This is a genomic window from Acidovorax sp. GW101-11A03 (genome assembly GCF_059424825.1).
Genome location: NZ_JBWKZU010000029.1, coordinates 1 through 13,673 on the forward strand (window position 1 = coordinate 1; position 13,673 = coordinate 13,673).

At 65.0% G+C, this 13,673-nt stretch carries 10 protein-coding genes and 1 other RNA gene; 9 read left to right on the plus strand and 2 right to left on the minus strand.

Annotation, left to right across the window (positions count from 1 at the left end; translation table 11 throughout):
- Positions 1-80: 80 nt before the first annotated feature.
- The 4 genes from AC07Z7_RS13500 (at position 81) to AC07Z7_RS13515 (ending at position 5,278) form a co-directional block, all read left to right on the plus strand.
- Entirely contained in the window at positions 81-1,787 is a 1,707-nt protein-coding gene (locus tag AC07Z7_RS13500; protein ID WP_494766528.1) for an MBL fold metallo-hydrolase, read from the plus strand.
- A gap of 32 nt (positions 1,788-1,819) precedes the next feature.
- On the plus strand, positions 1,820-2,614 hold the full coding sequence (locus tag AC07Z7_RS13505; RefSeq protein ID WP_494766529.1) for an rRNA pseudouridine synthase: 795 nt from the start codon (positions 1,820-1,822) through the stop codon (positions 2,612-2,614).
- Between the two features lie 148 nt (positions 2,615-2,762).
- Positions 2,763-4,025 (plus strand): YjgN family protein, encoded by a 1,263-nt coding sequence (locus AC07Z7_RS13510; RefSeq protein ID WP_094288703.1) that lies wholly within the window; start codon positions 2,763-2,765, stop codon positions 4,023-4,025.
- Positions 4,026-4,027: 2 nt separating this feature from the next.
- The gene (locus AC07Z7_RS13515) at positions 4,028-5,278 is read left to right on the plus strand and encodes a M48 family metallopeptidase (RefSeq protein WP_494766530.1); all 1,251 of its coding nucleotides are present in this window, start codon (positions 4,028-4,030) and stop codon (positions 5,276-5,278) included.
- 65 nt (positions 5,279-5,343) lie between these two features.
- Here AC07Z7_RS13515 and rnpB read toward each other — a convergent pair.
- An RNA gene (gene rnpB, locus AC07Z7_RS13520) (RNase P RNA component class A) lies at positions 5,344-5,695 on the minus strand.
- Positions 5,696-5,705: 10 nt separating this feature from the next.
- The gene (rtcR, locus tag AC07Z7_RS13525) at positions 5,706-7,340 is read right to left on the minus strand and encodes an RNA repair transcriptional activator RtcR (RefSeq protein WP_494766531.1); all 1,635 of its coding nucleotides are present in this window, start codon (positions 7,338-7,340) and stop codon (positions 5,706-5,708) included.
- 708 nt (positions 7,341-8,048) lie between these two features.
- Between rtcR and AC07Z7_RS13530 the strand changes: the two genes are divergently transcribed.
- The 5 genes from AC07Z7_RS13530 to AC07Z7_RS13550 all read left to right on the plus strand — a co-directional run bounded on the left by AC07Z7_RS13530 (position 8,049) and on the right by AC07Z7_RS13550 (position 13,671).
- Positions 8,049-9,188: a slipin family protein gene (locus tag AC07Z7_RS13530; RefSeq protein WP_494766532.1), complete on the plus strand. Its 1,140-nt coding sequence runs from the start codon at positions 8,049-8,051 to the stop codon at positions 9,186-9,188.
- A gap of 277 nt (positions 9,189-9,465) precedes the next feature.
- The gene (locus tag AC07Z7_RS13535) at positions 9,466-10,299 is read left to right on the plus strand and encodes a hypothetical protein (RefSeq protein ID WP_494766533.1); all 834 of its coding nucleotides are present in this window, start codon (positions 9,466-9,468) and stop codon (positions 10,297-10,299) included.
- Positions 10,300-10,352: 53 nt separating this feature from the next.
- Positions 10,353-11,576, plus strand: a complete 1,224-nt coding sequence (locus AC07Z7_RS13540; RefSeq protein WP_494766534.1) for an RtcB family protein — start codon at positions 10,353-10,355, stop codon at positions 11,574-11,576.
- A 194-nt stretch (positions 11,577-11,770) separates the two neighbouring features.
- On the plus strand, positions 11,771-12,577 hold the full coding sequence (locus tag AC07Z7_RS13545; RefSeq protein WP_494766535.1) for a nucleotidyltransferase domain-containing protein: 807 nt from the start codon (positions 11,771-11,773) through the stop codon (positions 12,575-12,577).
- A gap of 29 nt (positions 12,578-12,606) precedes the next feature.
- The gene (locus tag AC07Z7_RS13550) at positions 12,607-13,671 is read left to right on the plus strand and encodes an AAA family ATPase (protein WP_494766536.1); all 1,065 of its coding nucleotides are present in this window, start codon (positions 12,607-12,609) and stop codon (positions 13,669-13,671) included.
- Positions 13,672-13,673 lie beyond the last annotated feature (2 nt).

Genomic DNA, 13,673 nt, shown 5'->3' on the forward strand with positions numbered 1-13,673 from the left:
GCACTGCACGGCCTGGCTGGCTTTCGCGTGGGGGTATTGATTGATGACACGCCCTAGGGGCAACGCCGGATAATCGCCCGATGCCCCGCTCCACCCAACAGCTTCACCCCTTCCGCGAACCCGTCGCCACCCGCCCTGCCGCCACCGTGCTGCTGCTGCGCGATGCCACCGCCGCTGGCGGCGCCGGGGGGATCGAGGTGCTGATGACGCGGCGCTCCGACAAGGCCAGCTTTGCACCCGGAGCCTATGTGTTCCCCGGGGGAGGCATCGACGCGCTGGACGCGGCCCCCGATACCCACGCCGCCGCAGACCGCCGCCCCTCTCAGAGCGACTTGCACCTCACCCAGGCCATCGCCGCCATCCGCGAGAGTTTTGAAGAGCTGGGTATCCTGCTGGCCCGCCATGCCGGTGGCCCGCGCCAGGGGCAGATGGCCAACGCGCAGGACATCGCCGCCATCGACCGCCACCAGCCCTTTGTGGCGCAATGCGCGGCGCGCGGGCTGCGGCTGGCGGCCGATGGCGTGTTTCTGCTCGCGCACTGGATCACCGACCGCGACCTGCCGCGCCGCTTTGACGTGCCTTTTTTGGTGGCCCGCATGCCCGAGGGCCAGGAGCCCGTGGCCGACGAGGCCGAGCAGTTCGAGCCCGTGTGGGTGCGCCCGGCCGACGCGCTGGCGCGGCACGAGGCGGGACAGTTCTTCATGATCTTCCCGACCATCCGCACCCTGCAGCGGCTGGCCGGGTTTGGCTCCACGCAGGCGGTGTTTGATGCGCTGAAAAGCGAAGCGCCGCTGTGGACCAGCTGCCCCCGCGCGGGCACGCTGGCAGGCAAGGAAGCCCGCTACATGGAAAGCGACATGCCCTATGGCGAGCTGGCCCTGGTCTGCCCCGATGGCCAGATCGTGCACCCGCTGGACTGGCAGACCGAGCGCCCCGTGCCGCTGCTGCGCAATGTGATGCGCCTCACCGCGCCCAACCCCGGGGTGATGACCGGACCCGGCACCAACAGCTACCTGGTGGGCGACCCGGCCACGGGTTTCATCGCCATCGACCCCGGCCCGGCGGATACCGAGCACCTGGACAAGCTCTGGCGCGCAGCGGGTGGCGACATCCGCATGATCGTCTGCACCCACTCGCATCCCGACCATTCGCCGGGCGCCGCGCCGCTGCAGGCACTGTGTGTGCAGGCGGGCAAGGCCCGACCGCCCATTCTGGGCCTGCCATCGGCGCCCACGGCACGCGCAGCCAGCCAGTTCACGCCCGACCGTCCGCTACAAAATGATGAGCTACTCAGGCTTGATGGTAGCGCGGGAGAGGCCAAAATCACCCATACCCTGCAGGCCATCCACACCCCCGGCCATGCCGCCAACCACCTGTGCCTGCTGCTGGTGGAAGATGGCCTGCTCTTCAGCGGCGACCACATCCTGAACGGCAGCACCACCGTGGTGGACCCACCGGACGGCAACATGGCCGACTACCTGGATTCGCTGGACCGGCTGGATGCCGTCTGTGCCGAGCACGGCGTGGAGTTCATCCTGCCCGCACATGGCTATGTGCTCGGAGGACCGGTGCACACGGCGCGCGGTGCGATTGCCAAGCTCAAGGCCCACCGCCTGGCGCGCGAGGCCAAGGTGCTGGCTGCCATGGAGGCCCTGCCGCAGGGCAGCATGGAAGACTGGGTGCGCCACGCCTATGACGACGTGCCGCCGCGCATGTGGCCGGTGGCGCAGCGCTCGCTGCTGGCGCATGTCGAGCGCATCCGCTCCCAGCGCCCCGGCAACAACTGAACCGAAGAACACCCAAACACAATCACCCCTCAATGACCGAGAAGAACCCCGCCCCCACCCACATCCGCCTGGCCAAACGCGTGGCCGAACAACTGAACTGCTCGCGCAGCACGGCCGAGCAATTCATCGAGGGCGGCTTTGTGAGCATGGACGGCCAGATCGAGGAAGCCCCCGGCGCGCGCGTGCGCCCCGATCAGGCGGTGGCCGTGGCACCCGATGCCAGCCTGCTGGAGCTGACACCGGTCACCTTGCTGCTGCACAAGCCCGCAGGGTTTGAAGCCGGTCTGGGCCTGCCAGGCGCACCCACAGGGCAGGCGGCCCACGCCAGCCGCAGCCAGGGTGCGCAACAGGCGATCACACTGCTCAGCGCGGCATCCCACCTGCCCGAAGACGCCTCGGGCATCCGTGTGCTGCAGCGCCACTTCAAGCAGCTCGAATGCTTCACGCCCCTGCCCACCGAGGCCAGCGGCCTGGTGGTCTACACGCAGGACAAGCGCATTGCGCGCAAGCTGGCCGAAGACATCGAGGTGCTGGAGCAGGAGTGCATCGTGGAGGTGAAAGGCGAGATCGCGCAGAACGGCCTGCAGCGCCTGTGCCATGGCCTGAGCTTCAACGGCCGCCCACTGCCGCCCATCAAGGTGAGCTGGCAAAACGAGACCAAGCTGCGTTTTGCGCTCAAGGGCATCCGGCCCGGCCAGATCCCGGCCATGTGCGAGGCCGTGGGCCTGGCGGTGGTGGGCATCAAGCGCATCCGCATCGGCCGCGTGCCACTGGCCAAAGTGCCCGAGGGGCAGTGGCGCTACCTGCAGCCGTGGGAGAAGTTCTGATGCGCCGCCGAGAGCTTCGCCATCGCGCCGCATCCGCTCCTTAAATGATAGCTATCAAGGCATGATGGTCGCGCGATGACGGCCTTTTTTTCATGATTCCCTTGCGCGGGGGCCGCTGCTACACTGCGCAGCACTCAGGAGGGAGTTCATGAACCAAGAAAGATCCGGTGGCGCGGCAGGGCCGATGTCCACCTTCATGCCACAGGCCATCGATGCCCACCCCGTCGAATTCACCGGCAGCGGGGGCGAGTATTTCCGGGTGTGGATCGTCAACGTGCTGCTGTCCATCGTCACGCTGGGCATCTACACCCCCTGGGCCCGGCGCCGCACCGCCCAGTATTTCTACAGCCACACCCTGGTGGCGGGCAGCCCCCTCGAATTCACCGCGCAGCAGCGCAAGATGGTGATGGGTTTTGTGATGCTGATGCTGCTCACCATCGCCTACAACATCGCCGTGCGAACCGGGCAGGACACGGCCGTGGGCCTGTTCCTGCTGACGGGTGCGGCGCTGGCCCCCTTCATCTGGGCCAGTGCCATGCGCTTTCGCCTCGCGGCCACGCGCTGGCGCGGCCTGCGGCTGCAGTTCACCGCCAGCTGGAAAGAGGTCTACATCGCCAGCTGGCCCGTGTTTGCGCTGGCCCTGGTGTGGTTTGGCGTGTTCTTTGGCATGCAGATGCTGTCGCCCGACCTGGCGCAGGCGCTGGAAGCGGTCGAGGAAGAAAGCAGCAAGGCGCCCATGCCCAGCTTCACCCCCGCCATGGGCGGCTTGCTGCTGCTGGGCCTGGTGCTGTCGATCCTGTGCTTCATCCGGCTGGAGTACAACTTCAAGAGCCTGCTGGTGCTCAAGGCCCAGCTGGGCGCAGAAAAGGGCCGCTGGAAGCCGGTGTACATGGACTTCGTGAAGATCTGGCTGGCCACCGTGGCCGTGTTCATCCTGTGTGTCGTGGGCATCGCCGTGCTGGTCGGCGTGCTCGCGGGCAGCTCCATCGCCTTGATGGCCAGCCAGAGCGAACGCATGGGCCTGTGGATGATTGTGGTGGGCATCGTGTCGGCCGTGGTGGGCTTCTTCATGCTGATCCTGGCCTCGGCCCCCGCCCGGGCCTACCGCGAGGCGCGCATGTTCCAGCTCATGTGGAACAACATCGGCGTGAGCCATGTGGCCCGCTTCAAAAGCCACCTCAAGAGCGGCAGCTACGTGGGTCTGCGCATCAAGAACATGCTGCTCTCCCTGCTGACGCTGGGCCTGTACCGCCCGTTTGCGCGGGTGAGTGAATACCGCATGAAGGTTGAGTCCGTCACCCTGCACGTCAAGGGCGGCGTGGAACAGGTGGCTGGCGCCATGGTGCGCCAGCAGCAGGGTGCACTGGGCGATGCGCTCGCCGACGCCGCTGGCTTGGACCTCATCGGGTGAACATGTCCGCATCTGGTGAGCACCCAGCCCTGGTCCCCGGACGCTGGTTCGATGGCCACAGCAGCAAGGCCCGGCATGTGATGGTGAGCCTGCGGCCCACGCCGCAGGGCCCGTCGCTGGTGCTGCACCCGCTCTCGCAGGCCGGTGCCGAGCCCGTGGTGTTTGCCTGCAAACAGGTGGGCTGGCCCGAGGCCTGGAACGAGCGCAAGCCCCAGCCCCGCGTGGTGGTGGATCTGCGCGACCACGGCAGTGTCGAGATCGACGCCGTGGCCGAGTGGCGCGCTGCGCTGGCCGCTGCAGGCGATCGCCCCGGCATCGCGCAGCGCATGCAGACCCGCTGGCCCATGTTGCTGGGCGTGACGACCGCCGCCGTCATCGGCCTCACGCTGTTCTACCGCTACGGCACGCCCTGGGCCGCCACGCAGCTCACGCGGTTTGTGCCCCTCTCCTGGGAGACCAGCGTGGCCGAGAACGTGCTCAAGCAGATGGACGACGGCACCCTGAAGCCCAGCAAACTGCCTCCGGAGCGGCAGGCGCAGCTCAAGGCCCGCTTTGACACGTTGGTGCAGCAGGCGCCCGCAATGCGGCACCGCTACCCCGACTACCGCCCACCCCTGACGCTGGAGTTCCGCGCGGGCATGGGCGCCAATGCATTCGCATTGCCCGGCGGCAAAATCGTGATGACCGACGGCATCGTGAAAGCTGCATCCGACAAGGGCCTGCCCGACGACGCCCTGGTGGGCGTGCTGGCCCACGAGATCGGCCACGTGGTGCACCGCCACACCACCCGAATGGTGGTGGAGCAAGGTGTGCTCAACATGGGCCTGGGTCTGGCGCTGGGGGACGTGTCGGGCATCGTCTCCACCGGTGCCTCGGTGATGACGGGCCTGGCCTACAGCCGCAGCCACGAGCGCGAGGCCGACTGCTACGCCATCGCCCTCATGCGCCACACCGCGCTGCCCACAGCGCCCATGGGTCAGCTGCTGCTGGCAATTGCGCGTGACGAGGAAGACGAAGAGGGCAAAGGCAGCGACAAGGACAAAAAAGCGCCAGGCGGCAACAACACAGCCGATGCCGCCCACGCCCCCACACCCCAATCCGCCGCCAGCGCTCCCGACGCCGCGCGCAATCGCAAACTGGGCAAGGAGGCCGAATCCCATCCGGTCTGGTCACTGCTCAGCAGCCACCCCGAAACGGTGAAACGCGCCACCGAGCTGGAGCAGGGGCATGCGCCGCACTGCGCCAAAAACTGAATGAATGATTGAAAGCGGTGCCCAGCGGGCACCGCACCCGCGTGCCAGCGCGGGCTAGAAATAAAGTGTGAAGCACGCCGATAAGCCGGATTCTGTGCACTGCTGAAACCCTTGCGGGCCCCCGCAGCGTGACCGCCATTAATCTGGGCCGGGTGTCGCCACCACGGCTCGGTGCTACCTACCCGCCAGCTCTGCGGAACCACATCAACGCTGGCCTACTTGGTATTGCTGCGCGTAGAGATTGCCCGTTTCACCCCCGGTGGTTTGCCTTGCGGCACTCCCCCGGGACTCGTCTCTGTTGCTCTGATCCTCACCTCACGGTGGGCAGCCGTTAGCTGCTACGCTGTCCTGTGCAGTCCGGACGTTCCTCCAGTGCCTGGTTTCCCAGATTGCACCAGCGGCGGTCTGGCGTGCTTCACGGGTGGGATTATCGCCCAGCGGCCACGACGCGATCCCAGTCCAGGCCAAAGCGCACAAGATACTTGCGCAGCCGGTCCGCGTCGTTGACCACCGTGCGCTGCGTGCGCGAGGCCTGGAACAGCAGGCGCCCGGCGTCCGACAGCGTGCGCGACTGGCGGCAGACCTGCAGCACCGCCGCCAGTTGGAGCTGGTCGAAGAGGTCGATGGATTCCACCGCCTCGTCGCCCAGCAAGGCCGCGAGTTCGTCGCGTCCTACCCCGCCTGATGCGGGTGCTAGGCCATGGCGCGCATCGCTGGCGGGCTGCCACAGCCAACGCAAGCGGGCGATCTCGGCCTCGACCAACGGCAGGCCGATGCGGCCGCTGTCGGCCAGCGTGGCCAGGCGGGTCACGCTGGCCGACAGGTCGCGGAAGTTGCCCGTCCACAGCGCGGCGGGCGATTGGGCATAGCGCAGGTAGGCGGTGCGCGCCTCGTTGGAAAAGCGCACGCTGCGGCCCAGCTCTTCGCCCGCGCGCTGCAGCAGATGGTCCACATTGGGCTCGATGTCCTCGGGCCGCTGCGCAAGGCCAGGCAGCACATAGCTCCAGAGGTTGATGCGCGCGAACAGGTCTTCACGAAAGCGCCCGGCCGCCACCTCGGTGCGCAGGTCTCGGTTGGTACCGGCCACCAGTTGAAAGTCGCTCTCCACTTCGCGGTCGCTGCCCAGGGGGTAGAAGCGCTTTTCCTCCACCGCCTTGAGCAGCATGGCCTGCTCGTCGGGGCCCAGCTCGCCGATTTCGTCGAGGAACAGCACGCCCTTGTGCGCGGTGCGCAGCAGGCCCGCGCGGTCGGCCGCGGCGCCGGTGAAGGAACCCTTCTTGTGGCCGAACAGCGTGGACGCCGCGCCGTCGCCGTGCAGCGTGGCGCAGTTCACTTCCACAAACTCACCCTCGACCTGGTGACGGGATTTTTTCAGCTCGTACATGCGCCGCGCCAAGTGCGACTTGCCCGCGCCCGTGGGCCCGGTGAACAGGATGGGCGCACGCGAGCGCACCGCCACCCGCTCCACCTCGTCGATCAGCGCGTTGAAGCGCGCATTGCGCGTGGCGATACCGCTTTTGAGGAACTGGACCGCGTCCTGCTGCTCCGCGCCGAAGCGCTGCGCGATCACGTCGTAGCGCGAGAGGTCCAGGTCGATCAGCGTGTAGCTGCCGGGGTCACCCATCTGCTGGCGCTTGGGCGGTGAGGTCTGCACCAGCACGCCCGGAATGCGGCGCGACTCCACCAGCAAAAAAAGGCAGATCTGCGCGACGTGCGTACCGGTGGTGATGTGGGTCCAGTACTCCTCGCGTTCGGTGTCAAAGCGGTAGGCCTGCGTCCAGTCGTACAGCTGGGCATAGACCTCGCCGAAGTCCCATGGGTCGGCAATGGGCAGCGGCACCAGGTTCACCGTGGTCTCGGGCGAGGCGGTGGCCATGTCCGTGCGCACCTGGTGGGCCAGCTCACGGTGCGGCGGGGTGTAGAGCAGCTCCAGCCGCTCGATCACCACGTCCTCATGCTGCACCAGCGACACGGTGGGGCGCCACTTCTCCCATCGGCCGGCGCCCTTGCCGGAGTCGAGCTGGGTGCCCAGGAATCCGATGATCACTTTGTTTTTTCGCATGATTTTATCTATTTAACTAGCTTTCATTCTAGTTATCTTGATAACCGCGCACCCTATCAATTTCACTGCAAAGGAAATATTCACATACAAATCAACAACTTGCATGCATTCAATGCCATGCATTGCAAGCTGGCACACATCTGGCAATAGAAGAAGCATCCAGCGCAAGCGGTGACCGCTCACAGGCCGAGGTTGGGACAACAGTCCGCCCCGCCGGTGCCGGGCATCCGGGGCCTTCGGGTTCTGTCGATGTCCTGCATGCCGCACATCGCAAACGCTGGGTATTGGCAAGGTCTTGGTGACGCCTCGCAAGAGGAGATGCCGGGTTCGACTCCCGGCTTGCCACCTTTGGTAGCTCATTGGTAGAGCAACCTCGCAAGAGGTCTGTAGCAGGTTCGACTCCTGCCCACTACTCCGGCCGCAAGGCTGGAACTTTGCACCGGTCGAAAGACCACCCGCCGAACGCGGGGAGAGGCCCCAAGGTTGCACTGCAACGGCAAGGGTTTCACCCCGTCAGCCGGTGGCGGTTTGTGCCAGCACCCGGCACAGCCCGCGCCCGCAGCCAGCCGCGCTGTCGCCCTTCCCGTTGGGATGAGGCCAACAACAACGGCGCACTGCACGGCCCAGACTGCGCCCTCTGGCACCCCGCCATCGCTGTAACGGCAACCCGATACGACAACGAAGAAAAGAGAGGAAAAAGAGATGCTGATGAAACTGTTCCAACGCACCACCGTCAAGAAGAACGAACGCGCCCTGCTGCTGCGCAACGGCAGCTTTGACCGCGTGCTGCGCAGCGGCACCTACTGGCTGTTTGCGGGTACCGACCAGTTGCGCGTGGAGACCTTCGCCCTCGAACAACCCGCCTTCACCCACGGCCTGGCCGAATACCTGATGGCGCAGGAGCCTGCCGTGGTGGCAGCCGAGTTTGTGCAGGTGAACCTGTCGGAAACTGAAGTGGGCCTGCGCAGCGAAAACGGCGTGCTGGTGGAGATCCTGCCCCCCGGCACCCGCCGCCTGTACTGGAAAGGCCTGGTGGAGGTGAGCGTGCAGGTGGTGGACCTGCAAGCGGGCGCCGAACTGCCTGCCGCACTGGTGGCGCGATTGACGCAAACCCAGCTGCGCCAGCGCAGCGTGACCGGATTGACCGGCGTGCTGCAGGTGCAGGTGCCCGAGGGCCAGTGCGCGCTGTTGACGGTGGACGGCAAGGTGGAGCGCCTGCTGACCGCTGGCACATACGCCTTCTGGAAGTACGGCCGCACTGTGGCCGTGGAGCTGGTGGATTTGCGCCTGCAAGCCGTGGAGGTATCGGGCCAGGACATCATGACCCGTGACAAGGTGAGCCTGCGCCTGAACCTGAGCGCCACCTACCGCTACACCGATGTGCTGCGCGCCTTTGCCCAGTTGCAAAAGCCTGCCGACCACCTGTACCGCGAGCTGCAGTTTGCGCTGCGCGCCGCCGTGGGCACCCGCACGCTCGATGAGCTGCTGGAGAACAAGACGGTGATCGACGAGGTGGTGACCGCACACATGGCCGCCAAGCTGTTGCCTTATGGCATGCAGCTGGAGAGCGTGGGCGTGAAAGACATCGTGCTGCCCGGCGAGATGAAAACCATCCTGACCCAGGTGGTGCAAGCCCAGAAGCAGGCCGAGGCCAACGTGATCCGCCGCCGCGAGGAAACCGCCGCCACGCGCTCGCTGCTCAACACCGCCAAGGTGATGGAGGACAACCCCGTCGCCCTGCGCATGAAGGAGCTGGAGACGCTGGAACGCGTGGCCGAGCGCATCGACAAGATCTCGGTGTTTGGCGGCCTGGACCAGGTGCTGAACGGGCTGGTGAAGATGCGCTGAGCCAGGAGTGGAAAAAACAAGGGCGCGCTGGCACAGAAGGGAGCGCCACTGCCAAAAATGTTGATATTGCCGGCAGCTCGGGTAACACCGAGTACAGCGGGAGAGTCGGTGAACGGGCAAGGTTGAGGATGCAGGTGCTGGCTCCGATGACGGGTCTGCCACTGGCGCGCGTTTCCAACCGTTCACTGGGCCAGTGGATTCAAGCACCCTGGTCGCTGTATTGATGCGGGTTCGAATCCCGTCGCGTCCACCAGAAAAAGCAGAAAAGAGAACTGCCATGAAAAAGAAGAAAACCGAAGCCAACGCAGTACCGGCATGCGCAGCAAGCAATGCGTTGGAAGCCGCCACTCAGGCGGCCTACAAAGCGTTTGCGCACTACCAGGCACCGGATCACCTGCTGGACGTGTGTACCGCCTGCTGCATGGATGCCGAGCTGGAGCATGAGATGCGACGCCTGCCGCTGCGCCAACTGACGGAGAAACACTTCTACGAGTACAACGATTCGGCCAAGAGCCAGGTGCAGCCTGCGGATGAAATCAAATACTTGACCCCACGGCTTCTGGAACTGCTGGCCGAAGGTGCCCGGCTGCACCACTCCACCGAGCTGTATCTGGACCGGTTGGGGCGGTGCGAGCCCAGCTCGTTTTCAGCGACAGAACAGTCTGCGCTGCAGGGCTTTGCGATGGCGTACTTTGCACAAGGGTTGGAGCAATGGCCTGCGGGCAGCGATTCACTCTTCCAGGGCGATAACGCTTTCTCCATCCTGCTCATGTGGGCCTATGCCCGCGTGCCGCTGGAGCCCCTGCTGCAGCACTGGCTGGACTGCGAAAGCGACGCATCGACCCTGAACTTTGTGGACGCATGCTATTGGGACTATGTGTGGAATGCCAACCAGATGGGCAATGCGTTTGCCACGGACCAGGTCGAATACCAACGCACCATGGAGGAATGGCTGAACCGGCCTGCGACCAAAGCGCGTTGGGCGGAAAAGCTCATGCGCCTGGTGGATACAGGCCCTACCAGTTCCTGGTTGCCAGCGGGGGCCTTGGATCACCATTGCTACCCGCTCCCAGAGCGGATGAGCGCGGTCTTTGACGCAATGGCTGCATGACGAACATCGCCGCCAAAAACGAAACACAACGAAGAAACAACGAGAAAAGAACCATGACCAACAACTACGAACAACTCGAAATCCCGAACGGTGTGCCTGTGAAGATGTGGACGAACGGCGTGCCTGTGGAGGAAGACGCCAAGAACCAGCTGCGCAACATCGCGCGCCTGCCCATCGTGTTCAAGCACGTGGCGGTGATGCCCGACGTGCACCTGGGGATCGGCGCGACCATCGGCTCGGTGGTGCCCACCCTCAAGGCCATCATCCCTGCTGCGGTGGGGGTGGACCTGGGGTGCGGAATGATGGCGTGCAAGACCACGCTCACGGCCAGCGACCTGCCCGACAACCTCTCCGGCGTGCGCGCCGCCATCGAGCGCGCCGTGCCGGTGGGGATGACGCCCAAGCGCTTTGGCCGCGACAAGGGAAGCTGGGATACGCCACCTGCCGAGACCGACCGCGCCTGGGCCGGGCTGGTGGATGAGTTTGAGGAAATTTGCGAAGCACACCCGCGCATCAAGAACACCAACAACTACAAGCACCTGGGAACGCTGGGAACGGGTAACCACTTTATCGAGATCTGCCTGGACGAACACCAGTCCGTGTGGGTGATGCTGCACTCGGGCTCGCGCGGGGTGGGGAACGCCATCGGCACCCACTTCATCGAGCTGGCCAAGAAGGATGCCGAGATGAACCAGCGCAACCTGCCGGACAAGGACCTGGCGTACTTCGAGGAAGGCGCGCAGTACTTCGGTGACTACGTGAAGGCCGTGGGGTGGGCGCAGAAGTTTGCCGCCGCCAACCGCGAGGTGATGATGGGCCGCGTGATTGCCGCGCTGCGAAAAGTCATCACCAAGCCGTTCGAGACGCACATTGAGGCGGTGAACTGCCACCACAACTACGTGCAGCGCGAAACGCACTTCGGGCAAGACGTGTTCGTGACCCGCAAAGGCGCGGTGAGTGCCGAGCAAGGCAAGCTGGGGATCATCCCGGGAAGCATGGGCGCCAAGAGCTTCATCGTGCGCGGAAAGGGTAACCCCGAGAGCTTCAACAGCTGCAGCCACGGCGCAGGGCGAACGATGAGCCGCACCAAGGCCAAGAAGCTGTTCACCGTGGAAGACCAGATCAAGGCCACCGAAGGCGTGGAATGCCGCAAGGACGCGGATGTGATCGATGAGATTCCAATGGCCTACAAGGACATCGACGCGGTGATGGCGGCGCAGGAAGACCTGGTGGAGGTGGTGTACACGCTCAAGCAGGTGGTCTGTGTGAAAGGGTAGCCCCCCTGAGCCGCTGCGCGGCTTCCCCCAAGGGGGACGACGCCCTCGCTGCGGGGCGGCCCTTGCTTGGCGTCTGTCGCCTGGGCCGCGCCTGTTGCGAAGGACTGCAGAAATTACTACATTTTTGATAGCTGCTTGCGCTTATTCATCAAGCGCTACATCCCATTTTTATGCATACATCAGAACAAAAAGAAATGCTGCGCTCCGCCCACCCGGTGGAGCCCCACATGCACGCACAGGTGCTGCAGGCCTTGCGTGACATCGAAGCCCGGCACAACGTAACGGTGCTGTTTGCCTGCGAATCCGGCAGCCGGGGCTGGGGCTTTGCCTCGCCCGACAGCGACTACGACGTGCGCTTCATCTACGTCAACCGCCTTCCCTGGTACCTGACCGTGGCGCCGGGCCGCGACGTGATCGAGGTGCCCATCAGCGGCGACCTGGACATCAATGGCTGGGACCTGCGCAAGGCCCTGGGCCTGCTGCGCGAATCCAACCCCACGCTGCTCGAATGGCTGGGCTCGCCCATCGTCTACAGCGAAGAGGCCGACACCATGGCGCAGTTCCGTGCGCTGGCGGGGCAAGTGTTCTCCAACGCCAAGGGTTGGCACCACTACGCCTCCATGGCCAAGAAGAACTTTCGCGAACACCTGCAAGCCGACGCGGTGCGCTACAAAAAGTACCTGTACGTGCTGCGCCCGCTGCTGGCCGCGCGGTGGATACGCACCCAACCCGGCGTGCCGCCCATGCGCTTTGCCGAGCTGGCCCAGCACACGCTGCACCCGGTGCGCGATGCAGCGCTGATCGATGAGATCAACGCCCTGCTGGAGGTGAAGATGCGCGCGGGCGAAGCCGCCACCAGCCCGCGCTGGCCCGGCATCCATGCGTTCATCGAGGCCGAGCTGGCGCGCAATGCGGCAGAGCCGGTTCAGCCGTTGCCCGTGCCTGGGAACGCCGCGCTGGATGCTTTGCTAAACGACACGGTACTGCGCTACCAGCGCTGACATGCCCCCATCACGACAAGAACAACACCATGCAAACCGTACACGCCCTGTCCCCGTCGCAACTCACCGAATTTTTGCTGAACGTTGCCATCACCCGTCCCGTCTTCATCTGGGGCCCGCCGGGGGTGGGTAAGTCTGCGCTGGTGGAGCAATTTGCCCGCAGCGTGGGGCTGGATTGCGTGTCTCTGCTGGGCAGCCAGCTCGCGCCGGAGGACTTGATGGGTGTGCCCCAGATTGTGGATGGGGTGAGCCGCTTTTGCCCACCCGCCATGATTGCGCGCAAGGAGCCCTACTGCATCTTTCTGGATGAGCTCAACGCCTGCTCGCAGGATGTGCAAAAGGCCTTCTACAGCCTGATCCATGATCGGCGTGTGGGCGAGTACACCCTGCCCGAGGGCTCCATCGTCATTGGCGCGGGCAACCGCGCACAGGACTCTGCCATCGTCAAGCCCATGTCATCGGCGCTGATGAACCGCATGGTGCATGTGCACATGAAGGTGTCAGCCTCTGAATGGCTGACCTGGGCCACGGCCAATGCCATTCACCCCCTGGTGCTGGAGTATCTGCAGCAGCGCCCTGATCACCTGTGGAGCGCCCCGCCCAAGCACGAGGAGCCGTTCTCTACGCCCCGCTCGTGGCACATGCTCAGCGATGCGCTGCACGCGTTTGGCGATGCGCCCTCGGCCTCGATGGTGGAGGCGCTGGCCTATGGCTGCCTCACGCCCCAGCATGCGGCGCAGTTCAAGGCGTTTGGCAAGCTGGCGGCCGACCGGCACCGGCTGGAAGCCATCTTCAAAGGCGATGCGCGCTGGCCCCACGCGCCTGAAGACCGCGATGTGCTGTACTTTCTGGCACAGGCATTTCGCGCACGGCTCATCAAGGCCCTGCCACAAGACAAGAGCGCGAACACAGGCGAACTGCAAGCCCTGGTGCATCGCTCCAAAGCCATGCTCAAAGACCTGGCCCAGATCAGCCTGGAGATAGCGCAGATTGCCGTGGCCGAAGAGGCCGGGCAGACGCTGCCTGCCTGGTACATGATCGAAGTGGTGCGCGACCTGCCCCGCCTGGTGGAACGCCAGGCCAAAACAGCCTGAGC